Raw genomic sequence first — 24,123 nt, 5'->3', positions numbered from 1 at the left:
ATAGCGGAATATTTATTATGGGATATTCCGCATAGTGAACGTATTTATGCGTAGGGAATATTCGCCATCTTTTTATATCTTTCCGGCAGGGCGCTGTTCAGATTGAGTAATTTATCCAGTATATAAAGCGCAGGCGTTCCCTTTGCGCGTTCAGCTTCGATCAGCGCAGAACGTAACAGATTGGTAGCCGATGTCATTTCACTGAAGTACTTCTCAGATTCAGGCGTCTGAACTTCACCTGACCCCACATAACGCACCCGGGGCCAGTCCGCGAAGTCCAGAACCGGAAGGATCCCGTCGTCTTTGGGTAAATGCGCAGAGAGTAACTCTTCGGCGTTACGCGGATTGTTCTGGGCAAAAGAGAGCAGATGCAGGCGATGAATAAAGGGTGAAAGCACCTCAGTTCTATCGTTCTCTGAGGAAAGTAACGTTATTAACGTATGTATATTTTCACCCGCGATGTTTTTTTCAGGTGAGATCATTTTCATTAGATGAAATAAAACATCGAGTGTCATACGTACTCCATATGCATGCAGGTGTATTTATTATTTGAGTTTCGCTCTCTGTTCCAGGTCAGGAAGAGATCGGGAATGAAGGGATGGTATTTCAATGCGATCGGGTTTGAAAAACGAGAAATAGTGGGAATCAATGTGAGTTTTACTCAACGTCAAATGTTGAACAACCACACTATACTTACGTCCTGAAACCGAACGGGTGGCATGAGGATGGTATGACCGCCGAGAATTTATCCAGAATGGGCGCTGCAAAAGTCCGCCAGGTGATGGATCAACATGGCAATACGTTGATAGAAAAATACCCTGTTAGCGATGTGGAATACGGCTTTTATGAGCGTGCTGCGGACCCGCTACGTCGCGTTGTTGAATCCCCGCGACTGTTGCGCGCCGATTCGCATCGACGCTGCCTGAGGATCGAATATGTTCCTCATAAGCTCTCTCTGGATGAGATTTCCGGGTATGAGATATTGAGACGCCTTGTCCGCCTTCATGATTATCCTGCCGATCCTGCATAGATTTATCACACCCATACCTGGTCTGAGTCAGCGCTTGAAGAGTCCGTCTCATCTCTTTGATGCCTTATATCAGCCTTCGGGGCGATAACGCAGGCAGCGATTTGTTTCACAAATCCCATCGCTCCTCGACCGTTCACGATGGTATAACGTCTTGCGGCAATCGGGTTGCCGTAGACAGCCCACATTCCTAAAGGTGTATATGAAACAAATTACTTTCAGTGACCTGCAGCAGCAAAGCGAGCAGGCCGCACATTCTCCTCGCTTACGCGCGCACCGTAATTTACACCCTGACCTGAGCGACCCGGTGCAGCGTCTGGCCATTGCAATGGAGCCCGGTACCTATGTCCGCCCCCATCGCCATCCGCACACCTTTGAACTGCTGACGGCGCTGAGCGGTCGCTTTCTGGTGCTGAATTTTGACGACAGCGGTAATGTGACCCAGCGCGTGGTGTTAGGTGAAGACTGCAAAGTGCTGGAGATGGATGCCGGAACCTGGCATGCCGTGCTGTCGCTGGATAAAGGCGGTGTCATTTTTGAGGTTAAACACGGAGGGTATCAGCCCGTGCCCGAGCATGATTCCGCCCCATGGTCACCGGCAGAAAACGAGCCCGGCACCGAGAAGCTGATGCAATGGTACGCTCAGGCACAGGTGGGTGACGGTGGGTTTACCCTGTAATTATTCTCTTATGTGCCCGGCGCGCGGAAAGGCGAGCCGGGTAAAGAGATAAGCGCTCACGCGAGTCAACTCACCGTATTAAAAAGCCAGTCACGAGCAGTCGACAGCGTCACAAACGGGCCTGCCAGCGTGCTGTTGTGATGGGCAATAATGTCGCTGGCGAATAAATAGTCATTATCCATTGTGGTATGCGCATCTGAAATTAATACCGTCCTGAAACCCAGTTCCGGTGCGGCCCGGCAGGTCGTATCGACGCAAAACTCTGTTTTCATCCCGGCAATGACCAGCTGTTTGATGCCTCTCTGATTAAGTTCACGCAGCAATTCGGTATCCCGAAAACAGCTAGGATAGCGCTTGGTGAAAACAACGTCCTGCTCCTTCACGTCCAGTTCAGGTATCAGCTGGGTTAACGGACCCTTCTCTGAGAGCGGCGAGTCGTCTGGTCCAATATGGCGGGCAAAAAAGAGGGGCACCTGCGCGCGTCGCGCATGGGTGATTAACAGACGGATATTTTCCAGAACGGCATCGGCGGAACAGGGAGGAACCGGGCCCCGGAAGAGGCCCTGCTGCATGTCGATAACCAGGAGTGCATTGTCAGACGAAACCATTTTCTTTCTCCATTCAGAGGGTGGTGAACGGAGAGAGATTTCCCCGTCCATGTCGGCGGGGATTGAGGTTCTGTTTGTCAGTCGTTTGCTACAGATACACTCACGCCGCCGAAGGTTCCGGTGGTGGTGAGCGTGGTTGCTGGCTGAACTGACTGATACATGCAATGACCTTTGTTTATTTCGCTGTTAGCGCAACTATCGCGTCCAGTTATAGCGCTGGTGAGAGATTCTCTTCAATACACCAACATCAGTAGGTGCAACGTTAGCGTTGCGCCTGGCTGATATTATTTAATACTGCCGAGCCTTTGCAGGAAATCCTCAACCTGCTCGGGCGTCGCTTCGTCTGCCTGGTAAAGGACATCGAGCTTAACGTTCTTCAACCCGCAGAAGCCAAATACCCCTTCGATTATCTGCGTCTGAATCGCCGTCGAATAGCCGTGTTTATCAAACCCGGTGAGATCGCTGCCGCCAGTGGCAATCAGGCGAACGGGAACATCCCGTAAATTGCCCACGATCCGGCCGTCGTCAGCCACCTTATACGCCCAGTTCAGGGTCAATACGCGGTCGAACCAGCCTTTCAACAGCGCGGGGACCGACCACCAGTACACGGGAAAGACAAACACCAGCATATCCGCTCGCTCGACGCGCTGCTGCTCGCGCAGAATATCGTCGGGGAGGGCGCTCGGATCCCCGTGATACAAGTCAAGATCGGCGCGAGACATGGCCGGATTAAAGCCTTCAGCATGAAGATCGGCCATCTCAACCTGCATGCCTTCCTCGCGTAATTTTCCGGCAATGCGGGCGGCCAGTGAATGGGACAAGGACGTGTCGACAGGGTGAGCCGTCACGATCAGCGCGTTACTCATGGCATTTGTAGCAGACATAGCAACCTCAAAATGGGGGAGAAGAGACGCCTATGTTACTATTGGTAACTTAAGTGTCAATCCACCCCCGGCGATCATTTTGTGCTATTCGCGTAGGTCGCAAGCACGCCGGTCATGGCGCCGCTGAGGGTATCTTCTGCCACATTTCGGGCGAGCACGCCGTTGCCCGCCGCGGTGCTGAGCGCCTCCGCCGCGCCAATGATGGCCGTCAGTACCGCTTCCCCCTGAACGCCTTTTAAGACGATAAAAGGCGAAAGCGCGGTGCGCAGGCAGTCGGCACATTCGGCCACGCATGCTTCCCGGAACGTCTGCAGCGCGCGAGAACCGGACAGCGCCGCGGCGATTGGCCCGGTTTCAGGCCCGGCGGCAATGGCACAGTCGATATAGGCCGCGCTGAAAAAGCGGATCGTCTTCTCCAGCGTTTTGCTGTCAACCGCCAGCGTCTCGCGGAATTTCGCCAGCTGCCGATCGCTATAGTCCTGATACAGCGCCATCAGCAGCCCTTCGCGATCGCCAAAGTGGTCGTAGGGGATGGGCTTGGTCACGTTGGCCCGTTCTGCCAGATAGCCAAGGGTTAACGCCTCGGTGCCTTGCTGACGCACGATCCCACGCGCAACCTCCAGCAGCTGCACGCGGCGGTCCTCTTTTCTTAAGCGCTTAACAACCATGCTTTCCTCAGATTAGTTATCTACTAATGGTAGTTTACACGTTTTCCGTGCCGTGCTGAACGCGTTGTTCAACCGGGCGGATCCGGAACCAGATCGCATACATCGCGGGCAGGAAGACGAGGGTAATGATCGTCCCGCCCAGCGTTCCGCCGATCAGCGTCCAGGCCAGCGTGCCCCAGAACACCGAATGCGTCAGGGGAATGAACGCCAGCACGGCCGCCATGGCGGTGAGTAAGACCGGTCGCGCTCGCTGGACCGTCGCCTCAACCACCGCCTGGAACGGATCGAGGCCGTCCTTCTGGTTATGATCGATTTGACCGATCAGAATCAGCGTATTACGCATCAGAATGCCGGAGAGGGCGATCAAACCGACCAGCGCGTTGATACCAAACGGCTGATTAAATATCAGCAGGGTCGGCACGACGCCAATCAGCCCCAGCGGCGCGGTTAAGAACACCATGACCATTGCGGAGAGTGAGCGCACCTGCAAAATGATGATCAGCAGGGTCAGGGCAATCATGATCGGGAAGAGCGGTAACATGGCCTGCGTGGCTTTACCTGATTCCTCAATCGAACCCGCCATGTCGATACGGTAGCCGGCCGGCAGCGAATCAACGATCGGCTGGAGCTGCTTCATGATGGCGACCGACACGTCCGGCGGCTGAAGATTGTCGGCGATATCGCCCCGTACGGTAATCGTGGGGGTGCGATCGCGACGGCGTAGGATCGGGTCTTCCATGCCGACCTCTATCTTGCCAATTTGAGACAGCGGCACGCGCTGTCCGGCATTGCCGACCAGGGTAAAGCCTTCGATTTTTGCCGGGTCAAGGCGGATATCACCCGCCGCGCGGGCAACGACCTCTACCGATCGAATATCTTCCCGCACGGAGGTGACAGGCACGCCTGATAACAGGAACTGAAGCTGCCCGGCAACGGCGCTGGAGGTTAAGCCGGTCGCCTGCAGGCGGTTCTGATCGAGAGTGAAATGGAGCACCGGAACGCGCGAGCCCCAGTCGGTGTTAACGGTTCGCATCATCGGGCTTGCCTGAAGCACGGCTTTCACCCGTTCGGCGATGTTCTGCACCTGTTTGACATCCGGCCCCGACACGCGCCAGGCAACCGGGAAGGGCGAGTAGGGGCCAAACACCAGCTGCGTCACCCGCACGCGGGCTTCGGGCGCAAGGCCGCTGGCGACGGCCTCCCTGAGCCTGAACTTGAGCGCCTCGCGTGACGTCTCGCTGTCCGTCAGGATCACGATTTTTGCAAAAGAGGGGTCGGGCAGCTCGGGAGCCATTGCCAGATAGAAACGGGGCGAGCCCTGACCAATATAGGCCGTGACGATTTTGGCTTCTGGCTGCTTGCCCAGCCACGCTTCGATTTTTGCGGTAGCGGCGCTGGTTTGCGCAATCGAGGTGCCATAAGGCATCTGTACTTCAACCAGCACTTCCGGGCGATCGGAGGTCGGGAAAAACTGTTTTTTTACCAGCCCCATGCCGAGCACGGCCAGAATGAAAATGGCGACCACGGAGCCGGCCACGCGCCATTTTCTGGCGATAACGCGGCCAAGCAGCTGGCGAAAACGGTTATAGCGAGGCGTGTTATAGATGGCAGCATGGCCCCCTTCCACTTTGGGGATCGCCGGCAGGATCTTCACCCCAAGATACGGTGTGAACACCACCGCCACAAACCACGAGGCAATCAGGGCGAGGCCGACAATCCAGAACATATTGCTGGTGTATTCCCCGGCGGTCGACTGGGCAAAACCATTCGGCATAAAGCCAATGGCCGTCACCAGTGTACCGGCCAGCATCGGCGCGGCGGTGTGGCTCCAGGCGTAGGCCGAGGCTTTGATTCTGTCGTAACCTTCCTCCATCTTCACCACCATCATTTCAATGGCGATAATGGCATCGTCAACCAGCAGACCGAGGGCGAGGATCAGGGAGCCCAACGTGACGCGGTCAAAGTTTATTCCCGCGGCTTCCATCACCACGAATACGACCGCCAGCGTCAGCGGTACCGCCGCCGCAACCACCACCCCCACGCGCCAGCCCATGCTGACAAAACAGACCACCATGACCACAAGCAGGGCGACGAAGAATTTGATCATAAACTCATCGACCGAGGAGCGGATATTGACGGACTGGTCGGTGACTTTGGTCAGGGTCATGCCAAGCGGCAGGCTATCGTTGATTTTCGCCGCTTCCGCATCCAGCGATTTCCCCAGCGCCAGGCCGTTCCAGCCCTCACGCATGACAATGCCCAGCAGCAGGGCGGGTTCATGCTGATTGCGTATCAGCATCGTCGGGGGATCTTCATAACCTCGTTCAACCGTTGCCACATCCGACAGCGTGAGCGTTTTGCCCTGGGCGACTAAAGGCGTATCGCGGATTTTCTGCAGTTCATCGAACGCGCCGTCCAGACGGATAAAAATCTGCGCGCCCCGGGTCTCAATGGCACCCGCCGCGGCCAGGGCGTTCTGGCTATTGAGGGCATTGAAAATATCCTGCGGTGAGAGGCCCATTGTGGCCAGACGGTCATGGGAGAAGGCGATATATATCCGTTCGGCCTGTTCGCCAATAATGTTCACTTTTTTTACCCCGGGAACGTGCAGAAGCTGCTGTCGCAGGCCTTCGGCATCGCGTACCAGCTGCCGCTGCGGTTCGCCTTTTGCTTTCAGGGCAAAGAGGGCAAAGGTGACATCCGAGAATTCGTCATTGATCATCGGGCCGATGACGCCCGCCGGGAGACGCTGAGTTTCATCTCCAAGCTTCTTACGCGCCTGATAGAACTCCTCCTGCACTTCGGCTGGCGGGGTCTTGTCCTGCAACGACAGCGTGATAAATGCCATGCCGGGACGGGTATAGGTTTCGGTACGGTCATACCATTTGAGCTCCTGCAGGCGCTTTTCCAGCGGCTCCGCGACCTGATCCTGGATCTCCTGCGCGGTGGCGCCCGGCCAGACGGCGATCGCCGTCATCTGCTTCACGGTGAAGGGCGGATCTTCCGCGCGTCCCAGTCCAAAAAAAGCGTAAATACCGGCAATCGTCACCAGAACGATCAGAAATAGCGTGACGGAGCGCTCGCGGACGGCCAGCGCTGACAGGTTGAAGCGACGTTGGCTCATGGTGCGTTCTCCGCCGGAGCGGCATGGCGTTGATCTGCAAGCCTGACAACTTCACCTTCGTGCAGAAGATGGGCCCCTAACGCAACGATCTTCTCCCCGGGCTTCACGCCACCCGTGACCTGGACCGCATCTTCGCCCACGCTCAGCACCTTAACCGGCGTCCATGTGACCTTTTCTGGCTGGGCGGAAATGCGCCAGACGCCGGGCCCTTTACCCGCATCGTAGAGTGAGGCCAGCGGGACCTGCATCGCCTGACCTTCCGTTTTCGCGTCTTCAATGCTGAGCGTGACGGTCGCCCCCAGCGGCGCGTTCGCCAGCTGACCATCCAGCACGTAGCGGGCTTCATACGTGCGGGTTGTGGCATCCGCGGAGTCAGACAGCAGGCGCAACGTCGCGGTGACCGGGTGTTGTTCACTGCCATAAAGCGTGGCCTGCGCTTCGCTGCCGACGGCAGGGCGCAGCGTCTCCGGAAGCTGGACAAGCGCTTCGCGCTGTCCCGCTCTGGCAAGGCGGATGACGACCTGCCCGGCGCTAACGACCTGACCGGGTTCGGCGAGCGTCTCCATCACCACGCCGTCTGAATCCGCCAGCAGTACGGCATAGCCCGTGGCGTTTTGCGCCACGTTGGCCTGCGCCCGAGCTGCGCTGAGATCCGCCCGGGCCGTATCGGCCGCCGCTTTAATCTGATCGTACTCCGAGGCGGACACTGCGCCGGACGCCACCAGACCGCGATAACGCGACTCATCGCTGGTGGCTTTTCTCGCCCGCGCCTGGGCAGCATCCACCGCGCGCTGCTGCGCCTGGGCCTGTAATTTCAGGTCAACAGGATCGAGACGCAGCAAAGGCTGTCCCTGTCTGACGGTCTGCCCGGTATCCACCAGGCGTTCGAGGATTTTTCCCTGAACTCTGAAGCCCAGGTCGCTTTGCGTTCTTGCCACCACCACGCCCGTGAAGGCGCGGGCGGCAGGGTTCGCCATCTCGACAGAGGCGGATCTGACAAGCGGTGGCTTAGTGCGCGGATCGTCACTCGCGGAATTATCGCCGCACGCCACCAGGGCAAACGGCAGAAGACATACGGCAACGCGGGCTGAAGTGAGCCTGAGCATGGGAAACCTTATTGAAGTAACAAGACGGTATCCGCATTCTCTGACTAGTGACCAATAATGTCAATGGTCACAAATTAGGGGGCCAGACTTCTTAATATCATTGAAGAGAGTAGCACCGCCGCAGTGGGGGCCATCTCGAGGTTATATTGTAGCTGAACGGGGTTAATGTAAGGGCACATCACCATGTGGATGGCTTGAGTGACCTCATCCAGTGGCGTTTTTCTTTCGAACTCACCGGCCTGCCTGCCTTCGATAATGATGCTTTCGATCAGCTTCATCAGACTTTCGGTATACTTTTGGGTCGAAGGCCACTGCTCCTGCGCGGCGACTGCCGCGATGTCATAAAGCTTGCGATCGTGGAAAAACAGCTCGCTTCCCGCCTCGGTAAGCGCTTTGAAAAGACGGCGTAATTTTTCGCTGGCTGACGGTGCACCCTCAATGGCGGAAAGCACGGCCGCCATGATCAGCTCCAGGCGGTTAGCGCAGATCACTTCGCCGATAGCCTGCTTGGAATCGAAGAACTTATAAATGTAGGATTTTGAAAAACCGATAGATTTCGCCAGCTCGGCGACGGTGGTTTTTTCATAGCCGTAGTGACCGAAGTGCTCGAAAGCCGCTTCGACGATTTGCTCTCTGACAGAGTGGTCAAGTGGACCACGTATTGATGGGGCATTCATAGTATTAGTCATTATGTAAGCTTAGCGTGACGGGCCGGGGTTGGCAACGAGTGACCATTTGGTAATTTGGTTACGTTGGTTTTTATCCTGCATCGTGAAGACGGGACAATCGGCCAGGTGGAGTAAGTGTATCACTGTTTTTTACGTTAATGTTTTTTAAGCCAGTCGAGAAAAAACTGGCTGAACGCCGTAACCTGAAGCGGCTGCAGCTTGCGCTGCGGGTAAACAAGCTGCAGCCCGACATCTTTGCGATCGTAGCGGCTAAAGCCGGTGAAGCTGTCGGCAAACAGCACCGTGAGTCTTCCGGCGTCAACGTCGTCTTTGACGTCCCACCACGATTTCCCCGCGATGCCGGCCCCGCTGAGCGCCCACTGACGAAGCACTGCCCCGTCGTCGCACACCATGGCGGGCTCGACGCGAACAACGCTTTCCTCTCCCTCATGTTCAAAGCGCCATTCGTTCATCACCACGCCCTGAGACTCCAGCGCCAGGCACCGGTGCCGGGCTAAATCTGCAAACGTGGCGGGGATGCCGTGGTCGTTAAGATACGCCCCGGAGGCAACCAGCACCCGATGGTTTGGGCGGATGTTTCTGACGACAAGGCTGCTGTCCGGCAAATTACCGAAGCGCACGCTCATATCCAGCCGGTTAGCGACCAGATCCTCAACGTGTTCTTTTAGCGAGATGTAAAATTTGACGGCAGGATGGTGACGAGAAAATTCAATGACGGCAGGGCTGAGATACTGTCTGCCAAAGTCTGAGGGCGCGGAAAGGCGAATATTGCCGCTGAGCACGCCCTCTTTTTGCGTCAGCAGCGACTCGGCGTGATGCACCTCTTCCAGCACGCGCAGCGCGGCGTGGTAAAACTCTTCGCCTGCGCGGGTCAGGGTGAGGGATCGCGTGGAGCGATGAAACAGCCGCGTCTGGTAACGCTCCTCAATCGCCTTCAGCCTGGCCGTCATGGTGGCAGGGGAAAACGACAGGCGTCGTCCGGCGGCGGAAAGACTTCCGGCTCTGGCGACTTCCACCAGTAAGGCCATGTCTTCGAGTTTACCCATTATTCATTTTTTCCGAAAAGTGCATCTATTTTTAGCGTAATTATCAAAATCAGGTGCCGACTGTAAAGTGATTTCATCCAAACCATAAGGGATGAAAACATGAAACCTGCTTCACTCTTTGAACGTTACAGGCTGGGTTCGCTGGACCTGAAAAATCGTATCGTCATGGCGCCGATGACCCGCGCGCGTTCCCTTCAGCCGGGCAACATTCCCTCCGCGCTGATGGCCGAGTATTACCGGCAGCGGGCCAGCGCGGGGTTAATCATCACCGAAGCCACACAGATCTCGCCTCAGGGTCAGGGATACTCCTGGACGCCCGGCATCCATTCGCCGGAGCAGGTTTCAGGATGGCAGCTCACGACGGGGGCCGTACATCAGGCGGGCGGCGTCATTTTTTCTCAGCTCTGGCACGTTGGGCGAATGTCGCACGCCAGTTTTCACCAGGACGGTCAGCCGGTCGCCCCGTCTGCCCTTGCGCCAGACGCGCAGGTGTGGGTGGTGAATGAGCGTGGGGAAGGCCAGATGGTTGACTGCCCGCAGCCGAGAACGCTCTCACGCAAGGACATTCAGAACATCGTCGCGGACTATCGCCAGGCCGCCTTGAATGCCGTCCAGGCCGGGTTTGATGGCGTGGAGATCCACGGCGGAAACGGCTATCTGATCGACCAGTTCCTGCGCCAAACCTCCAACAAACGCACGGACGAGTACGGCGGCACGCTGGCTAACCGGATCCGCTTCGCCCAGGAAGTGTTAAGCGCGGTTGCCGAAGCCATTGGTCACGACCGCACGGGCATCCGTCTTTCGCCGTTTATTACCCAGCGCGGGATGAACGACCCGCAGGTCTCTGAAGCCATACTCGCACTTGCGGCCTGGTGCGAACAAAAGGGGATTGCGTTCATCCACCTGGCGGAAGCCGACTGGGACGACGCGCCGCAGATACCCGAGCGTTTTCGTCAATCCCTTCGCGAGACGTTCAGCGGAACCCTGATCGTCGCGGGCAACTATGACCTTAATAAAGCCGAAGAAATTCTGGCGGCGGGCTATGCCGATTTGATTGCGTTCGGACGGCCCTTTATTGCCAACCCGGATTTGCCTCACCGGCTGGCGCACCGCTTGCCGCTGGCCCAGGTGCGCGACCCCGCCACGCTGTTTGGCGGCACCGCCACGGGCTATACCGATTACCCAACGTACACCCTGGAGGAGGAAACGTTATGACCCGTAAAACCTTAATTATCGGCGGCGCTTCCGGCATCGGTTTCGCCCGGGAAACCTGCTCGCCGGCGCGGCGGATACCCTGCCAGCCAAAGCCTGGGGAAGGGCGGAGGACATCGCGCAAGGATATCTTTTCGCCATGGACAATCCCTTTGTCACGGGGTCGGTCATTGATATTGAGGGCGGGGCGTTAATTAACTGAATCCCCACCGGTTTGAACCGCAGGAAATCGTCTGCGGGTAACGTAATACTCTGTTGAGAGACATCATGAAATATACGACGTGTTTTCGTCCAGCTGTGGCGATGCTTATTCTTGCCGGTCTGTCCGGCACCACATTTTCGGCGCAGCTGGAATGGCTGCAGCCGAAACAGCTTATTGTTGATAAGAGCTTGCCCCAGGCGCAATTAAGGGTGAATGAAGCCGTTGCCAGAGAATATGCAACGTTCTGGAATACGGGAGAAGAATCCCTGGCGCGTGATGCGCTGGCGGTGAATTTCATCGATAAAACGCCCCCGGAAGGTCGTAAGCAAGGGCCTGAAGGCGCTATTTTAGCCTCCCGGGCGTTTCGTGCCGCCGTGCCGGACTTACGCTGTGACGTTGAACAGATGATTATTTCAGGCAATCGCGTGGTTTCGCATTTGCATTTTTACGGCACATTCACCGGGACATTTGGCACGCTGAAAGGAAAAGGGCAGAAAATAGATTTCATCGCTACGGATATTTATGAAGTCCGCGACGGTAAAATTGCGGCAAACTGGCATATTGAGGACAACCAGACGCTGATGAAACAGCTGGGCGCACTCTAAACGCATCACTCCGGGGCGCCCCGGAGTGATGTAAAAATCCTATAAGCCCAGATCGCTCAGCGACGGGTGATCGTCCGGGCGTCGGCCCAGCGGCCAGTGGAACAGTCGCTCGGATTCTTTTATCGGCATATCGTTTACGCAGGCAAAACGACGCTTCATCAAGCCGTCCGGGGCGAACTCCCAGTTTTCGTTGCCGTACGAGCGGAACCAGTTTCCTGAATCATCATGCCATTCATAGGCATAGCGGACCGCGATGCGGTTATCCGTAAAGGCCCACAGCTCTTTAATCAGACGATAATCCAGTTCTTTTTTCCATTTCCGCGCCAGGAACGCCTGCGCTTCCTCCCTGTTGGTGGCGAATTCTGCACGGTTGCGCCATTGGGTATCCAGCGTATAGGCCAGCGCAACTTTCGCCGGGTCGCGACTGTTCCAGCCATCTTCTGCCAGCCTGACTTTTTCGATGGCGCTTTCACGGGTGAAGGGCGGTAAAGGAGGACGTGTGTTCATGGCGGTTACCTCAATGTGATTTTAGGTAGACAGATCTGTCTACCTGGTGTAATCTATGCCTGAAAAATAACGCTGTCAACACCCTTTTTGAGGCTGTCGAAAAAATGAAAACCGAACACGCAGGCAACGAAACAAAAATTAGCGTCCGGGATAAAATATTACTCACGGCGCACGATCTGTTTTATTCCACGGGCTTCAGGGCGACGGGGGTGGATACGCTGATTAAAGAGGCGAAAGTGACGAAGGTGACGTTTTATCGCCATTTTCCGAGCAAAAGCTTACTTATTATCGCCTATTTGCACTATCGGCATGAAATATGGATTAACTGGTTTGAATCCACGCTGCGCCGACATCTCAATGACGGCGAAATACCTGCTGAGGCGATATCTTCAACGCTCTATGAATGGTTTATTTCGCCTGAATTCCACGGCTGCGCGTTTATTAATGCCAGCGCCGAAGCCAAATCCGAAGATATTGAAAGTGAAATAAAAGCGATATGCCGCGATCACAAAATCGAAACAAAGAATATTATTGCGTCGCTGACGAAAATCGCGGATGAGCGCGTCGTCAATGAAATCATGCTGCTCATTGACGGTGCCATTATTCATGCGCAGATGGGCATGGAGACGGATGAGGTCATTGCTCCGTTGAAGAGGGCATTAGCCGGGTGTACTTAACGTCGTTCACCGCAATACTCTATGCTGCAAGAATGTAACTGTTTTTGTCTTTCTCGTTTCGCACGACATCACACGTAAAGCGGCTAGTAAGGATACCTTCCATGACTCTTCGAATTCGACAGGCCAGCGGGGCCGATTCTACGCTCTTAAGCGAGCTGGGATATCGCATCTATCCCGCCCATTTTCAGCATCTGTGGATGTCAGAGGCAGAGATGAAGGATTTTCTGCACGGAGAGTACGCGCTTCCTGTAGTTGAACAGAGCCTGAAAGATAACGCGGTTTCCTGGTATGTTGCAGAGACCGATCGGCCTGTGGGATTTATGAAAGTGACCTGGGACGCCATGCTTCCAGAAACGGACAAGAGGGGCGTTCTCCTCAATAAGCTCTACCTCGATCCTGCCGAGACCGGCAAGCACTATGGTCAGGACATGTTCAATAAAATTATCGACATGGCCCGGAGCAGGGGTAAGGACTATCTCTGGCTGGAAGTACTTGAGCAGAACGCGGGAGCGTACCGGTTCTACCAGAAGCAGGGCATGCTCTGCATTAAGAACGTCCTTTTTGAAACCGCCTCACAGCAGAGCATACTCAGAATTATGGGGATGTCTCTTTAGAAAGCGTGTCATGCTGTGCCAGCGACAGCGCGCTGGCGCTGGCGGGATCGAACAGCGAGATGCTCTCAATCTGATTGAGTAAAATCACCTTGCGGAATGACATGGCGCTGCGGGGTTCCGAGTCGAGCGTAATGTCATGCTCGGCGTACCACCGGCTGTAATTATTCTCGATGCGCAGGTTCATCGTCTTCTCGTCCCGGTACCCGCTCAACATCGGGATCAGCACGATATTGGCCGTTTTTTCATATTCCAGCGTCGCGGTGTGGATCATACCCACGTATATCCGCCTCGACCGGAGCGTGACCTGCGCCAGCTCGCCTTGCTCCATACACTGATAGAGCAGTTGCTCGATCCCGCTTGCCTGCGCAAGCCGTTTGTAGAGCTTTTTCCGACTCTCGCCGTCCAGCCTGGCGCTGCCTGCCCAGTTAGAGCGGTAGAGGCAAAACAGAATGGCAAACGCCAGCATCACGACCACCGGCGCCTGAATGCCTAGAAAACTCCAGTTCATAAAGTCGATTTGCCAGTCGGTGTATTTCGGTGAGGCAAAGTGGAAAGCGTTGTTGGCGGCGGAAAGGCTAAGCAGCAGCAGCCAGAGCAGCCCCGTAGCAATCACCCCCTGCAGAACGAAAATACAGCCGTAAAGCGCAACGAGAAAATAGACGTCCCAGCCGAAGGAACGCTTGATTTTAAAGCGGGTCGACAGGTCGCGGCTGGTGTACCAGTACCCGCATACCATCAGCACCATAAATATCGCCGTTCCCATCTCAGGCCCTCTTCAGCGTGTTGACGTGACGCAGAAAGTCCTGCCGCACCTCGTTGCTCTTGTAGTTCACCGAGGCGTTCCCGTCCTGGTCGATGATGATGCGGTCGCCATCTTCCACGGCTTCAATAATTTCCTGCTGACTCATCACCTGCAGTAAGGATTCCGGGCTTGAGAAGAGGGAGAGAAAGAAACGTTTCATGTCAGGCATCCTTATGAATAAAAAGGATAAGCCTGGAAGATGATCGCTGAATTTGCCTTAAGGATAACCTGAAAGTGAGTGAAAGCCGGGTGGCGGCTACGCCTTACCCGGCCTACAAAACCGTCAAATGAATGAGTTATCAAGTTGTTGATATTGAAAGGTAATAAAAAATAAATTTGCACAAACTTGGACAAATAACGTTAATTGTGTAAGTTTTAATTATGCGATTACGCCACGTTGTTTACAGCCAGGATGTGACCCATGAGCACTTTGCCCTCTGTCGTGAGTCGGTTTGTCGAGTACTACGCCGCACTGGATAGCCAGCCGCCGTCCGCGCTGGCGGGGCTTTATCATTCGAACGCCACGCTTATCGATCCCTTCGGTGAGCACAACGGTATTTTTGCGCTTCAGCGCTATTTCACCCATCTGCTGGCCAACGTCGAGAACTGCCGTTTTTCTATCGATCCGCCGCTGTGCAGCGGGAACCGATTTGTTGTCACCTGGGTGATGCACTGGTCACATCCGCGCATTGCCGGAGGCGAACCGCTCGACCTGCCTGGATGTTCAGTGGTGGAAACGGAAAACGATCTCATCACGCGCCAGCGGGACTACTACGATGCGGGAGAGATGATCTATGAACATCTTCCTCTGCTGGGCTGGGCGGTTCGCGGCGTGAAGCGGAGGGTGAAATCATGAAGACGGTGCTGATTACCGGCGCAAGCTCGGGGATTGGCGCCGGGCTGGCGAAATCCTTCTCTGCTGACGGCTACCATGTGATTGCCTGCGGGCGCGATCCGGCGCGTCTGGAAGCGCTGCATCAGACCTGCCCCAATCTCACCGTGCGCCTGTTCGATATGACGGACAGGGACGCCTGTCGCCAGGCGCTGACCGGCAGCTACGCCGACCTGATTATCCTCTGCGCGGGTACCTGCGAATACCTCGACGGTGGCGTGGTGGATGCGGCGCTGGTGGAGCGGGTCATGAACACCAATTTCCTTGGGCCGGTGAACTGCCTTGAGGCGCTGCAGCCGCAGCTGGTTCGAGGCAACCGCGTGGTGCTGGTGAGCTCGATGGCCCACTGGCTGCCTTTTCCCCGCGCAGAGGCCTACGGTGCGTCCAAAGCGGCGCTGAGCTGGTTTGCCGAAAGCCTGCGCCTGGACTGGGAGCCAAAAGGGATTGCCGTTACGGTTGTCTCTCCCGGCTTTGTCGATACGCCCCTGACGCAAAAAAACGATTTTGCCATGCCGGGCAGGGTGACCGTCGACGAGGCGGTCAAGGCGATCCGTATCGGACTGGCGGCTGGGAAAATGCACATCGCGTTTCCGTCCGGGTTTGGCTTCATTTTGCGGCTGCTCTCCGGGCTGCCTGCGTTTCTTCAGCGCGCGCTGCTGCGCAGGATGGTGCGTTCATGAACATTGCGATTATCGGCAGCGGCATTGCCGGGCTGACCTGCGCCTGGCGCCTGGCCGGGCACCATCAGGTGACCCTGTTTGAAGCGGGATCCACGCCGGGCGGCCATACCGCAACGGTTGACGTCTCAACGCCACAGGGTACATACGCGATCGATACCGGGTTTATCGTCTACAACGACCGTACCTACCCGCGCTTTATGGGCCTGCTCAGCGAGCTGGGCATCAGCGGGCAAAAAACGCAGATGAGCTTTTCGGTGCACGACCCCGCGACGGGGTTTGAGTACAACGGTCACACGCTGACGTCGCTGTTTGCCCAGCGTCGAAACCTGGTGAATCCGGCATTCTGGCGGCTGCTGGGCGAGATCGTACGCTTTAACCGCCTGGCAAAACAGGCGCTGGACGGGGAAGTGGATCCGAACGCCACGCTGCAGACGTTTCTGGACCAGCACGGCTTCACGCCGTTTTTTGCGCGCCACTACATTCTGCCGATGGGGGCCGCCATCTGGTCATCGTCGCTGCAGGAGATGACGCGCTTCCCGTTGCCGCTCTTTTTACGTTTCTTCCAAAACCACGGTCTGCTTGATATCACTCATCGCCCGCAGTGGTACGTGGTGCCGGGCGGCTCGCGGGAGTATATCCGCGCGATGCGGGACAAATTGGGGGATCGGCTGACGCTGCATCTCAATTCGCCGGTTCAGCGGGTGAGCCGCCACGAGCGCGGGGTCACGCTCCAGCTCGAAAACGGCAGCCATACCTTCGATCAGGTGATATTTGCCTGCCACTCCACTCAGGCGCTGGCCATGCTTGACGACCCGACCACCGCAGAGCGCGAGGTGCTGGGCGATATCGGCTGGCAGCGCAACGAGGTTGTGTTGCACAGCGACCCGCGCTGGCTGCCGGTGCGGCCGCGCGCCTGGGCGAGCTGGAACTACCGCCTGAGCGAGCAGGCGCAGGCCAGCGCCTGTGTCACCTACAACATGAATATCCTGCAGGGGCTGCCTGCGGGCAGCCCGCTGTTCTGCGTCACCCTGAACCCGGACGCGCCGGTGGATGAGCGCTTCGTTCTGCAACGCTTCGTTTATGAGCATCCGCTGTTTAACCCGCAAAGCTGGCGGGCGCAGGCGCGGCGCGGCGAGATCAACGGCCACCGGCGGAGCTGGTTCTGCGGAGCCTACTGGTACAACGGTTTTCATGAGGACGGGGTGCGCAGCGCGCTGGACGTGGTCAATGCGATTGCAGCCGGGGAGGGGAACTGAGATGAACAGCTGCCTCTACCACGGCGTATTACGCCACCGCCGCCTCCAGCCGAAAACCCACGAATTCAGCTACAGCGTGTTTATGGCCTGGCTGGATCTCGATGAACTGCCGCAGCTCGCGTCCGTCGGCGTGCGGCGCAATCGCTTTGCCGCCGCCTCGTTCCATGACGCGGACTACCCGCTCGGCACGCCGCTTAAAGAGAACGTGCTAAGCAGGCTGGAGAGCCTGACCGGGGAACGTCCGGACGGGCGGGTGATGCTCCTGACGCAGCTGCGCTATTTCGGGTTCCATTTTAATCCGGTCAACTTTTACTACTGCTATGACGGGAACGGTACCCTGCGCTGGCTGCTGGCGGAGGTCCGCAACACGCCGTGGAACGAGCGTCATTATTACGCGGTCGACGGGCAACATGCCCGGCCTACGGAAAAAGCGTTTCACGTTTCTCCGTTCAATCCGATGGACATGATCTACCACTGGCGCTTCAACGACCCGGATAACACGCTGCATATGCACATTGAAAATCATCAGGAGGCGAAGGTGTTCGATGCCACGCTGGCGCTGCGCCGGGAGCCTTTGACGCGCCCTGCGCTGCGTTCGCTGCTCCTGCGCATCCCGCTTATGACCCTGAAAACCGTTTTCGCCATTTACTGGCAGGCGCTGCGCCTGTGGCTCAAGCGCGTGCCGCTGTATAACCATCCCGTCAGCAGGAGTGAACGCTCATGACCGATCCCGTCTTTGCGTTAGAACCCGATATTCCGCGCAACGTCCGCATCGCACGATGGCTGCTGTTTCGTCTGTTAAGCGGTATCCGCGGCGGCTCGCTCACGCTGCGTGAAGGGGCGCAGACCTTTCATTTTGGTGAGACATCCTCCGCGCTGCATGCCGACGTGCAGATCCTCACGACCGGCGTCTACTGGCGCGTCTTAACGGGCGGGAGCCTTGCCGCGGCAGAAGCCTGGATGGATGGTGAATGGGAAACCGCGCACCTCACGCCGCTTCTGGAACTGCTGGCGCTCAACGGCGAGGTGCTTGGCCGTCTGGAAAACGGGTTCCGTCTGTTCGGCAGGCCGCTGGAGCGGCTACGCCACTGGACGCGGCGTAACTCCCGCGCGCAGGCGCGTGAGAATATTGCCGCCCATTACGATCTGGGTAACACCTTCTATGCCCATTTTCTGGATAAGGAGCTGCTCTATTCCAGCGCCTTGTTTACGGAGGACGAGCAGGATCTGACGGCGGCCCAGCAGGCCAAAATGGCGCGTCTGTGCGAACAGCTGGCGCTGAAGCCGGGCGATCATCTGCTGGAAATTGGCACCGGCTGGGGGGCGATGGCGGAATACGCGGCCCGTCATTATGGCTGTCGGGTGACCACCACCACGCTATCGCAGGAGCAATACGTCTGGGCAACCGAGCGCATTGCCCGCGCCGGACTGCAGGATCGGGTCGAGGTGCTGCTCTGCGACTATCGCGACCTCACCGGGCAGTACGACAAGCTGGTCTCGATAGAGATGATTGAAGCCGTCGGGCAGCGCTATCTGCCCACGTTCTTCCGTACCTGTCAGGCGCGGCTGCGCCCGGGAGGACGCATGGCGATTCAGGCCATCACCATTCAGGACCAGCGCTATCGCGACTACAGCAAAAGCGTCGATTTTATCCAGCGCTACATTTTCCCCGGCGGCTTCCTGCCGAGCATCACCGCGATGAACGATCTGATGACGCGCCATACCGATTTCGTGGTGCGCAATCTGTTCGACATGGGTCCCGACTACGCCCGCACGCTGGCGCACTGGCGGCAGCGCTTTGTCCACGCCTGGCAGGAGATTGAAAAACTCGGCTTTGATGAGCGGTTCCGCCGCATGTGGCTTTACTACTTTGGCTACTGCGAAGCCGGGTTTAACGCCCGCACCATCAGCGTGGTGCAGCTGACCGCCGAGCGCGTATGAGACGATACCTTCAGGTCTTCCTGCTGGCCGTCGCGTTCGATCTCTACTGGACGCTGGTGGTGCTCTTTCGCGAAAAGGGCCTGATTATCTGGCTCGCGCTGGCGATCCTGGCGTGCCTGCTCTTGCCGTCTGTATACCGTTTTTACGCCATCGGGCTGGCCGCGGCGGGCAGTTTGCTGGATACGCTCTGGGCGCTGACGGGGCTGATCGCCTTCACGGGTGATGCCCTGATGCCGTTATGGATGGTGGCATTATGGCTGATGTTCGCCACCGTCTGGACGCAGCTTACGCGCACCACCACGTTGCCCGGCTGGCTGCTCACCCTGCTGGCCGCCGCGGGAGGCCCGGTGGCGTACCTGATTGGCGAGCGGCTGGATGCCATCACATTTCTGGAGCCGACTTTTATCGTCGTCAGCTGGATGGCGCCGGGTTGGCTGGTGTTGATGCTGTTTTTCCACCTGCTGATGGGGAGACAAAAATGAGAGCTGCGATTTTGCTGCTTTGGCTGATCGCCATGCCTGCGGCCCAGGCCGCCGACTGGCTGGCGTGGCGTAAGGTGGGCGATGCCACGCTCACCTGGGGGCCGTTCACTGTCTATACCTCCCAGCTGCGTACGCCGGACGGGCGTTACGGTCGGGAGAACCAGGATCAGGCGCTGATCATTACCTATGCGCGGGACATCGATCGCGATGAGCTGGTCGAGGCAACCCGCGACCAGTGGCAGGCGCAGGGGATCCTGGCGCAGGAACCGCAAAGCGAAGCCTGGCTGCGGATGCTCCGGTCGCTGTGGCCGGATGTTCGACCGGGCTCACAGCTGGCGTTTGTCCTTGATGACCAGCAGGGGCAGTTCTGGTACCGCGACCCGACCCTTCAGAAAACCTTTATTCCCCTGGGACCACGCCAGTCAGAAGCGTTCAGTACCCGTTTTCTGGCCATCTGGCTGGCTCCCCGTACGCAATATCCTGAGCTGCGTCAGCAGTTAATCGGAGGCCAAAAATGAAACGTTTCCTGATGATGGTGCTGGCATTCACGATGCTGCTGGCGGGCTGTAGCACAGAGGTGACCGAGTACCGCCAGCAGCAGCCGCGGCTGGATATCTTCCACTTCTTCCAGGGCAAAACCGAAGCGTGGGGGATGGTGCAGGATCGCAGCGGCAAGCAGATCCGACGTTTTCACGTTGAGATTGCCGGGGACGTTATCGGCGATACGCTGACGCTCAACGAACATTTTATTTACGACGACGGCGAGAAGCAGCAGCGGGTCTGGCATATCCGGCGCCTGGGGAACGATCGCTATGAGGGCACGGCGGGGGATATCGAAGGGGTGGCGACGGGGCAGGCCGCAGGCAACGCGTTCAACTGGCATTACAGCATGAACGTGAAGGCCAACGGCAGCACCTGGCTGCTGAACTTTGACGACTGGATGTACCTGCAGGATGAGACGCACCTCTTTAATAAAACCGAGATGAAGAAACTGGGCGTCACCGTCGCCACGGTGACGTTGTTTTTCACCAAGGGATAAGGGATCCCCACTCAATTTGTAACCAGAAGCGATTCGGATTTTTAAATGACATGATTATTTTGCAGCGATGACCTGGTCCGGCTGTAAATCGCTGAGGCGTTTCCTGCAGGCCGGGGCGAGGCGCAGGGATGCGCCGAGAGGGCGGGCTTTACAGGGATGTTACCTCCGCCCGTCCCCGATAAGCCGGAAGGAATAAGCCGAAGGGACCGCGAAGCGGCGATTTACCGCCGGGAGCCCGGGTCGCCAGGGTGGTGGCGATTGAGCCACCCTGGCACGTTCACCGGTCATGTCGTTACAGAGTAGCAAGAAACATAAAGTGAACGGAATGACCACTACAGCCGTATGTTCCCCCTCACCCTAACCCTCTCCCCAAAGGGGCGAGGGAACTGTTTCGGGTCTACGCTGTGTCCGCAAGGTGTGATGTCATGCCCCGGCAGAACGGGTTTTACTACCCGAGTAAATAAAGACAAGCGCAATCCCCAGGCAGACTACCGCCCCCAGACGGCTCGGCGAAAACGAAATGGCGGGATTACCCAGCCAGCCAAAGTGATCAATCAACATGCTCATGGCGAGCTGGCCAAAGATGACCGCCACCGTGGCGACGGCGGTGCCGATCCGCTGTACGGCGAGCACCATTATCACGATATAGGGCACGCCGAACATCGCCCCGAGGAGCTGCCATTTCGGCACGTCCAGCAGCGTGACCGCCTGCTTAGGCTCAAAGAAGAAAATCAGCAGGGCGGTCACCAGCGCGCCGACGGAGAAGGTCAGAAACGCGCTTTTAAATACCCCCACGCTGCTGCCGAGCTGGCCGTTAATGGCGGCCTGAATGCTTAGCGTTGCGCCGCCGCACACGGCCAGAAGAATCATCATCAGTGTCATACGTTACCCCTGCGCGACCAGAACCAGTGCCGCAATAATGAACCCCAGTGCAATAATGCGCTTTGCGTTTATCTTCCTGTGCGGCGAACCCAGCAGACCATAATGGTCAATGATCAAGCTTTTAAAAACCTGGCCGGCCAGAATGCCAATCATGGTCATGGCGATGCCGATGGTGGGTGTCGCCACGGTCAGAATGACCACGTATACCGGACCGAGCACGCCGCCGAGCAGCTGCCAGCCGGGCTGTGCGAAAAACGACGGGCTGTTGCGCGGGCTGAAAAACAGCATCAGCAGAAACGTTAGCGCGGCGCCGACGCCAAAAATGCTGAACGTCGCCCATAAATCTCCGACCTTTCCCCCCAGCGGTCCCAGCAGTCCCGCCTCGACGGAGAGGCCCATCCCGCCAGCAATCACCAGTAAAATCAAAACAAACTGCATTCTTCTTCCTCCGTTTTCAGGCGAAGAAGATTACGTGGGTTGTTCAATGAGAAAAATGCCATAATGCAGTAAACACCTTTGCGAGAAATGCATTAATGGTTGACGCCAGCAACATCAACATCCGCGCGCTGCTGATCTTTATCGACGTGTATGAAGCGCAGAATTTCTCCGTCGTGGCGCGGCGGCAGGGGATATCGGCCTCGCAGATATCGCGCGTGATCCACCAGCTTGAGGATGCGCTTGGTCAACAGCTTTTCTACCGCAATACGCGGGCCGTCATTCCCACGGAAAGCGGTCATCTGTTTATCCGCTACGCCCGGACAATGGCGGAAAACCTGGAAGAGGCGCGCCGGGAGCTGGACGCGCGTGCGGTGGAACCGTCCGGTGCGATCCGCATTAACGGACCGGTGTTTTTCGGCCAGAAGCACATAGCCCCAGGACTTCCCGGCCTGTCGGAACGCTATCCTCGCCTGAGCGTAGAGCTGACGCTGACCGATGATTTTATCGATCCCCACCGTGATGCGGCAGACCTTATCTTCCGCATTGGCGTACTGACGGACTCCTCGTATCGGGCGCGGGTATTCGGGCAGCAGGTGTATCATCTGGCCGCGTCGCCAGACTACGTGCGAAAACACGGTGCGCCCGAAGGGCCGGACGATCTGAACCGCCATCACTGTCTTGTCTATCGCGGATCGTCAGGGCCTAACCGCTGGCTGTTGCGCAGAGCGGGCGAGGCGTGGATACACTATCCCGTGACGCCATTGATGACCTCGAATAATGCGGAAGCGCTGCTGGCTGCGGCGCGGGGTGGAATGGGGATCGTGCTGTTCCCGGACTGGCTGGTGAGCGAGCCGCTCCAGCGCGGTGAGCTGATTCCGCTCCTGCCCACGCTGGAGTGTGCCATCAATACGGAACAGCAGGCGATCGCGGCGATCTACCCTGATGCCCGACATCCGCCCCTGAACGTCAGGGCGGTAATTGATTATTACGTTGAGCGTTTTGGCACGCCACCGTACTGGCAAACGTAAGGGATTACGCGCCAAGCTCTTTGCGGATAATTTCTGCGCCCGCGCTCAGTGCTTTCAGCTTGCCGTTGGCAACCTGGCGAGAGAGAGGTGCCATGCCGCAGTTGGTTGACGGGTACAGCTTGTCCGCATCGACGAACTGCAGCGCTTTACGCAGCGTATCGGCGACTTCCTCCGGCTTTTCAACCGTGTTGGTTGCTACGTCAATCGCGCCAACCATCACTTTTTTGCCGCGGATCAGCTCCAGCAGATCCATCGGCACGCGGGAGTTGTGGCACTCCAGGGAGATAATGTCGATGTTAGAGGTCTGCAGCTTAGGGAAGGCCTCTTCGTACTGGCGCCACTCGGATCCGAGCGTCTTTTTCCAGTCGGTATTGGCCTTGATGCCGTAGCCGTAGCAGATGTGGACCGCGGTCTCGCACTTCAGCCCTTCAATGGCGCGTTCCAGCGCGGCGATGCCCCAGTCGTTGACCTCATCAAAAAAGACGTTAAACGCCGGTTCATCGAACTGGATAATATCCACGCCTGCGGCCTCTAGCTCTCGCGCTTCCTGATTGAGGATTTTGGCGAATTCCCAGGCCAGCTTTTCGCGGCTTTTATAGTGCGCGTCGTAAAGCGTGTCGATCATGGTCATTGGCCCCGGCAGGGCCCATTTGATTGGTTTGTCGGTGAGCTGGCGCAGGTACTTTGCATCGTCGACGAAGACCGGTTTCTGACGCGCAACCGCGGAAACCACGGTCGGCACGCTGGCGTCATAGCGGTTACGAATGCGCACCGTCTGGCGGTTCTCAAAATCGACGCCGCTCAGGTGTTCAATAAAGGTGGTGACGAAGTGCTGACGGGTCTGTTCCCCGTCGCTGACAATATCGATTCCCGCACGGATCTGCTCATCCAGAGACAGGCGCAGTGCATCCTGCTTGCCCGCCAGCAGTTCCTGATCCTGCAATTTCCAGGGTGACCATAGCGTTTCAGGTTGTGCAAGCCAGGTCGGCTTAGGCAGGCTGCCAGCCGTTGAAGTCGGGAGCAATGTTTTCATAA

Annotated in this window: 29 protein-coding genes and 1 pseudogene; 16 read left to right on the top strand and 14 right to left on the bottom strand. The window is 57.3% G+C overall.

The window, feature by feature from the left end:
• Positions 1-44: 44 nt before the first annotated feature.
• Positions 45-515: a hypothetical protein gene (locus tag CWR52_RS01735; protein WP_104948648.1), complete on the bottom strand. Its 471-nt coding sequence runs from the start codon at positions 513-515 to the stop codon at positions 45-47.
• Positions 516-730: 215 nt separating this feature from the next.
• On the opposite strand from CWR52_RS01735, the gene CWR52_RS01730 reads away from it, so the two are divergent.
• Positions 731-1,030 carry a hypothetical protein gene (locus tag CWR52_RS01730; RefSeq protein ID WP_201268147.1) on the top strand — a complete coding sequence of 100 codons (300 nt, stop codon included), beginning with the start codon at positions 731-733 and terminating at the stop codon, positions 1,028-1,030.
• Between the two features lie 199 nt (positions 1,031-1,229).
• Entirely contained in the window at positions 1,230-1,706 is a 477-nt protein-coding gene (locus CWR52_RS01725; RefSeq protein ID WP_104948647.1) for a WbuC family cupin fold metalloprotein, read from the top strand.
• A gap of 65 nt (positions 1,707-1,771) precedes the next feature.
• On the opposite strand, the gene CWR52_RS01720 is transcribed toward CWR52_RS01725, so the two are convergent.
• From CWR52_RS01720 to CWR52_RS01690, 7 genes are all read right to left on the bottom strand, one after another.
• Entirely contained in the window at positions 1,772-2,314 is a 543-nt protein-coding gene (locus CWR52_RS01720; RefSeq protein WP_104948646.1) for a cysteine hydrolase family protein, read from the bottom strand.
• 284 nt (positions 2,315-2,598) lie between these two features.
• The gene (locus CWR52_RS01715) at positions 2,599-3,198 is read right to left on the bottom strand and encodes an NAD(P)H-dependent oxidoreductase (RefSeq protein WP_104948645.1); all 600 of its coding nucleotides are present in this window, start codon (positions 3,196-3,198) and stop codon (positions 2,599-2,601) included.
• A 74-nt stretch (positions 3,199-3,272) separates the two neighbouring features.
• Entirely contained in the window at positions 3,273-3,866 is a 594-nt protein-coding gene (locus CWR52_RS01710) for a TetR/AcrR family transcriptional regulator (protein ID WP_045910453.1), read from the bottom strand.
• 34 nt (positions 3,867-3,900) lie between these two features.
• On the bottom strand, positions 3,901-6,990 hold the full coding sequence (locus CWR52_RS01705) for an efflux RND transporter permease subunit (RefSeq protein ID WP_104948644.1): 3,090 nt from the start codon (positions 6,988-6,990) through the stop codon (positions 3,901-3,903).
• Positions 6,987-8,096 carry an efflux RND transporter periplasmic adaptor subunit gene (locus CWR52_RS01700; RefSeq protein WP_104948643.1) on the bottom strand — a complete coding sequence of 370 codons (1,110 nt, stop codon included), beginning with the start codon at positions 8,094-8,096 and terminating at the stop codon, positions 6,987-6,989. Before CWR52_RS01700 ends, CWR52_RS01705 begins: the two co-directional genes overlap by 4 nt.
• Positions 8,097-8,170: 74 nt before the next feature.
• Positions 8,171-8,785, bottom strand: coding sequence for a TetR/AcrR family transcriptional regulator (locus CWR52_RS01695; protein ID WP_104948642.1), 615 nt, complete (start codon positions 8,783-8,785; stop codon positions 8,171-8,173).
• Between the two features lie 134 nt (positions 8,786-8,919).
• A complete protein-coding gene (locus CWR52_RS01690; protein ID WP_104948641.1) occupies positions 8,920-9,831 on the bottom strand; it encodes a LysR family transcriptional regulator in 912 nt (303 codons plus the stop codon).
• 99 nt (positions 9,832-9,930) lie between these two features.
• Between CWR52_RS01690 and CWR52_RS01685 the strand changes: the two genes are divergently transcribed.
• The 3 genes and pseudogenes from CWR52_RS01685 to CWR52_RS01675 all read left to right on the top strand — a co-directional run bounded on the left by CWR52_RS01685 (position 9,931) and on the right by CWR52_RS01675 (position 11,850).
• Entirely contained in the window at positions 9,931-11,046 is a 1,116-nt protein-coding gene (locus CWR52_RS01685) for an alkene reductase (RefSeq protein ID WP_104948640.1), read from the top strand.
• Positions 11,047-11,104: 58 nt separating this feature from the next.
• Positions 11,105-11,245, top strand: a pseudogene (locus CWR52_RS23380) (dehydrogenase); the annotation flags it as partial.
• 65 nt (positions 11,246-11,310) lie between these two features.
• A complete protein-coding gene (locus CWR52_RS01675; protein ID WP_104948639.1) occupies positions 11,311-11,850 on the top strand; it encodes an ester cyclase in 540 nt (179 codons plus the stop codon).
• Between the two features lie 39 nt (positions 11,851-11,889).
• Here the strand turns inward: CWR52_RS01675 and CWR52_RS01670 are convergent, their stop codons facing one another.
• The gene (locus tag CWR52_RS01670) at positions 11,890-12,357 is read right to left on the bottom strand and encodes a DUF1348 family protein (RefSeq protein WP_023618025.1); all 468 of its coding nucleotides are present in this window, start codon (positions 12,355-12,357) and stop codon (positions 11,890-11,892) included.
• 104 nt (positions 12,358-12,461) lie between these two features.
• On the opposite strand from CWR52_RS01670, the gene CWR52_RS01665 reads away from it, so the two are divergent.
• Both CWR52_RS01665 and CWR52_RS01660 read left to right on the top strand, forming a co-directional pair.
• Positions 12,462-13,034: a TetR/AcrR family transcriptional regulator gene (locus tag CWR52_RS01665; protein WP_104948638.1), complete on the top strand. Its 573-nt coding sequence runs from the start codon at positions 12,462-12,464 to the stop codon at positions 13,032-13,034.
• A 101-nt stretch (positions 13,035-13,135) separates the two neighbouring features.
• Complete coding sequence (locus tag CWR52_RS01660) at positions 13,136-13,648, top strand: GNAT family N-acetyltransferase (protein WP_104948637.1); 513 nt, start codon at positions 13,136-13,138, stop codon at positions 13,646-13,648.
• Here CWR52_RS01660 and CWR52_RS01655 read toward each other — a convergent pair.
• Entirely contained in the window at positions 13,629-14,411 is a 783-nt protein-coding gene (locus tag CWR52_RS01655; protein WP_104948636.1) for a hypothetical protein, read from the bottom strand. The genes CWR52_RS01660 and CWR52_RS01655 overlap by 20 nt on opposite strands.
• A gap of 1 nt (position 14,412) precedes the next feature.
• Positions 14,413-14,610, bottom strand: coding sequence for a hypothetical protein (locus CWR52_RS01650; RefSeq protein ID WP_024908361.1), 198 nt, complete (start codon positions 14,608-14,610; stop codon positions 14,413-14,415).
• Between the two features lie 261 nt (positions 14,611-14,871).
• Here CWR52_RS01650 and CWR52_RS01645 point away from each other — a divergent pair, with 261 nt between their 5' ends.
• The 8 genes from CWR52_RS01645 to CWR52_RS01610 are packed head-to-tail and all read left to right on the top strand — an operon-like array spanning position 14,872 to position 20,740.
• On the top strand, positions 14,872-15,306 hold the full coding sequence (locus CWR52_RS01645; RefSeq protein WP_045910466.1) for a nuclear transport factor 2 family protein: 435 nt from the start codon (positions 14,872-14,874) through the stop codon (positions 15,304-15,306).
• Complete coding sequence (locus tag CWR52_RS01640; RefSeq protein ID WP_104948635.1) at positions 15,303-16,022, top strand: SDR family NAD(P)-dependent oxidoreductase; 720 nt, start codon at positions 15,303-15,305, stop codon at positions 16,020-16,022. Before CWR52_RS01645 ends, CWR52_RS01640 begins: the two co-directional genes overlap by 4 nt.
• Positions 16,019-17,278 carry an NAD(P)/FAD-dependent oxidoreductase gene (locus tag CWR52_RS01635; protein WP_104948634.1) on the top strand — a complete coding sequence of 420 codons (1,260 nt, stop codon included), beginning with the start codon at positions 16,019-16,021 and terminating at the stop codon, positions 17,276-17,278. The genes CWR52_RS01640 and CWR52_RS01635 overlap by 4 nt, the downstream gene beginning before the upstream one ends.
• A gap of 1 nt (position 17,279) precedes the next feature.
• On the top strand, positions 17,280-18,002 hold the full coding sequence (locus tag CWR52_RS01630; protein WP_104948633.1) for a DUF1365 domain-containing protein: 723 nt from the start codon (positions 17,280-17,282) through the stop codon (positions 18,000-18,002).
• Entirely contained in the window at positions 17,999-19,219 is a 1,221-nt protein-coding gene (locus CWR52_RS01625; protein ID WP_104948632.1) for an SAM-dependent methyltransferase, read from the top strand. The genes CWR52_RS01630 and CWR52_RS01625 overlap by 4 nt, the downstream gene beginning before the upstream one ends.
• Positions 19,216-19,701, top strand: coding sequence for a DUF2878 domain-containing protein (locus CWR52_RS01620; RefSeq protein WP_104948631.1), 486 nt, complete (start codon positions 19,216-19,218; stop codon positions 19,699-19,701). Before CWR52_RS01625 ends, CWR52_RS01620 begins: the two co-directional genes overlap by 4 nt.
• Positions 19,698-20,219: a hypothetical protein gene (locus CWR52_RS01615; RefSeq protein ID WP_048030580.1), complete on the top strand. Its 522-nt coding sequence runs from the start codon at positions 19,698-19,700 to the stop codon at positions 20,217-20,219. The genes CWR52_RS01620 and CWR52_RS01615 overlap by 4 nt, the downstream gene beginning before the upstream one ends.
• A complete protein-coding gene (locus tag CWR52_RS01610; RefSeq protein ID WP_104948630.1) occupies positions 20,216-20,740 on the top strand; it encodes a DUF3833 domain-containing protein in 525 nt (174 codons plus the stop codon). The genes CWR52_RS01615 and CWR52_RS01610 overlap by 4 nt, the downstream gene beginning before the upstream one ends.
• A gap of 423 nt (positions 20,741-21,163) precedes the next feature.
• Here the strand turns inward: CWR52_RS01610 and CWR52_RS01600 are convergent, their stop codons facing one another.
• Together CWR52_RS01600 and CWR52_RS01595 are read right to left on the bottom strand one after the other, a co-directional pair.
• Positions 21,164-21,622 (bottom strand): DMT family transporter, encoded by a 459-nt coding sequence (locus CWR52_RS01600; protein WP_104948629.1) that lies wholly within the window; start codon positions 21,620-21,622, stop codon positions 21,164-21,166.
• A 3-nt stretch (positions 21,623-21,625) separates the two neighbouring features.
• Positions 21,626-22,060: a DMT family transporter gene (locus tag CWR52_RS01595; protein WP_045910475.1), complete on the bottom strand. Its 435-nt coding sequence runs from the start codon at positions 22,058-22,060 to the stop codon at positions 21,626-21,628.
• Between the two features lie 95 nt (positions 22,061-22,155).
• Between CWR52_RS01595 and CWR52_RS01590 the strand changes: the two genes are divergently transcribed.
• Positions 22,156-23,088 carry a LysR family transcriptional regulator gene (locus CWR52_RS01590; protein WP_104948628.1) on the top strand — a complete coding sequence of 311 codons (933 nt, stop codon included), beginning with the start codon at positions 22,156-22,158 and terminating at the stop codon, positions 23,086-23,088.
• Between the two features lie 4 nt (positions 23,089-23,092).
• Here CWR52_RS01590 and CWR52_RS01585 read toward each other — a convergent pair whose 3' ends face one another.
• The gene (locus tag CWR52_RS01585; protein ID WP_104948627.1) at positions 23,093-24,121 is read right to left on the bottom strand and encodes a methionine synthase; all 1,029 of its coding nucleotides are present in this window, start codon (positions 24,119-24,121) and stop codon (positions 23,093-23,095) included.
• Positions 24,122-24,123 lie beyond the last annotated feature (2 nt).

Source organism: Enterobacter sp. SGAir0187 (assembly GCF_002952735.2).
Taxonomy (GTDB): domain Bacteria; phylum Pseudomonadota; class Gammaproteobacteria; order Enterobacterales; family Enterobacteriaceae; genus Enterobacter; species Enterobacter quasiroggenkampii.
Note: the sequence above shows the minus strand (reverse complement) of the source record. Positions and strands in the feature narration are given on the sequence as shown.

Bases quoted from the DNA above. Each gene is read 5' to 3' on its own strand.
- CWR52_RS01660 (WP_104948637.1), top strand. From the start codon at position 13,136: ATGACTCTTCGAATTCGACAGGCCAGCGGGGCCGATTCTACGCTCTTA.
- CWR52_RS01625 (WP_104948632.1), top strand. From the start codon at position 17,999: ATGACCGATCCCGTCTTTGCGTTAGAACCCGATATTCCGCGCAACGTC.
- CWR52_RS01645 (WP_045910466.1), top strand. From the start codon at position 14,872: ATGAGCACTTTGCCCTCTGTCGTGAGTCGGTTTGTCGAGTACTACGCC.
- CWR52_RS01665 (WP_104948638.1), top strand. From the start codon at position 12,462: ATGAAAACCGAACACGCAGGCAACGAAACAAAAATTAGCGTCCGGGAT.
- CWR52_RS01720 (WP_104948646.1), bottom strand. From the start codon at position 2,314: ATGGTTTCGTCTGACAATGCACTCCTGGTTATCGACATGCAGCAGGGC.
- CWR52_RS01675 (WP_104948639.1), top strand. From the start codon at position 11,311: ATGAAATATACGACGTGTTTTCGTCCAGCTGTGGCGATGCTTATTCTT.
- CWR52_RS01615 (WP_048030580.1), top strand. From the start codon at position 19,698: ATGAGAGCTGCGATTTTGCTGCTTTGGCTGATCGCCATGCCTGCGGCC.
- CWR52_RS01590 (WP_104948628.1), top strand. From the start codon at position 22,156: ATGGTTGACGCCAGCAACATCAACATCCGCGCGCTGCTGATCTTTATC.
- CWR52_RS01700 (WP_104948643.1), bottom strand. From the start codon at position 8,096: ATGCTCAGGCTCACTTCAGCCCGCGTTGCCGTATGTCTTCTGCCGTTT.
- CWR52_RS01600 (WP_104948629.1), bottom strand. From the start codon at position 21,622: ATGACACTGATGATGATTCTTCTGGCCGTGTGCGGCGGCGCAACGCTA.
- CWR52_RS01710 (WP_045910453.1), bottom strand. From the start codon at position 3,866: ATGGTTGTTAAGCGCTTAAGAAAAGAGGACCGCCGCGTGCAGCTGCTG.
- CWR52_RS01705 (WP_104948644.1), bottom strand. From the start codon at position 6,990: ATGAGCCAACGTCGCTTCAACCTGTCAGCGCTGGCCGTCCGCGAGCGC.
- CWR52_RS01735 (WP_104948648.1), bottom strand. From the start codon at position 515: ATGACACTCGATGTTTTATTTCATCTAATGAAAATGATCTCACCTGAA.
- CWR52_RS01695 (WP_104948642.1), bottom strand. From the start codon at position 8,785: ATGACTAATACTATGAATGCCCCATCAATACGTGGTCCACTTGACCAC.
- CWR52_RS01640 (WP_104948635.1), top strand. From the start codon at position 15,303: ATGAAGACGGTGCTGATTACCGGCGCAAGCTCGGGGATTGGCGCCGGG.
- CWR52_RS01585 (WP_104948627.1), bottom strand. From the start codon at position 24,121: ATGAAAACATTGCTCCCGACTTCAACGGCTGGCAGCCTGCCTAAGCCG.
- CWR52_RS01620 (WP_104948631.1), top strand. From the start codon at position 19,216: ATGAGACGATACCTTCAGGTCTTCCTGCTGGCCGTCGCGTTCGATCTC.
- CWR52_RS01715 (WP_104948645.1), bottom strand. From the start codon at position 3,198: ATGTCTGCTACAAATGCCATGAGTAACGCGCTGATCGTGACGGCTCAC.
- CWR52_RS01595 (WP_045910475.1), bottom strand. From the start codon at position 22,060: ATGCAGTTTGTTTTGATTTTACTGGTGATTGCTGGCGGGATGGGCCTC.
- CWR52_RS01685 (WP_104948640.1), top strand. From the start codon at position 9,931: ATGAAACCTGCTTCACTCTTTGAACGTTACAGGCTGGGTTCGCTGGAC.
- CWR52_RS01690 (WP_104948641.1), bottom strand. From the start codon at position 9,831: ATGGGTAAACTCGAAGACATGGCCTTACTGGTGGAAGTCGCCAGAGCC.
- CWR52_RS01610 (WP_104948630.1), top strand. From the start codon at position 20,216: ATGAAACGTTTCCTGATGATGGTGCTGGCATTCACGATGCTGCTGGCG.
- CWR52_RS01630 (WP_104948633.1), top strand. From the start codon at position 17,280: ATGAACAGCTGCCTCTACCACGGCGTATTACGCCACCGCCGCCTCCAG.
- CWR52_RS01725 (WP_104948647.1), top strand. From the start codon at position 1,230: ATGAAACAAATTACTTTCAGTGACCTGCAGCAGCAAAGCGAGCAGGCC.
- CWR52_RS01730 (WP_201268147.1), top strand. From the start codon at position 731: ATGACCGCCGAGAATTTATCCAGAATGGGCGCTGCAAAAGTCCGCCAG.
- CWR52_RS01670 (WP_023618025.1), bottom strand. From the start codon at position 12,357: ATGAACACACGTCCTCCTTTACCGCCCTTCACCCGTGAAAGCGCCATC.
- CWR52_RS01650 (WP_024908361.1), bottom strand. From the start codon at position 14,610: ATGAAACGTTTCTTTCTCTCCCTCTTCTCAAGCCCGGAATCCTTACTG.
- CWR52_RS01635 (WP_104948634.1), top strand. From the start codon at position 16,019: ATGAACATTGCGATTATCGGCAGCGGCATTGCCGGGCTGACCTGCGCC.
- CWR52_RS01655 (WP_104948636.1), bottom strand. From the start codon at position 14,411: ATGGGAACGGCGATATTTATGGTGCTGATGGTATGCGGGTACTGGTAC.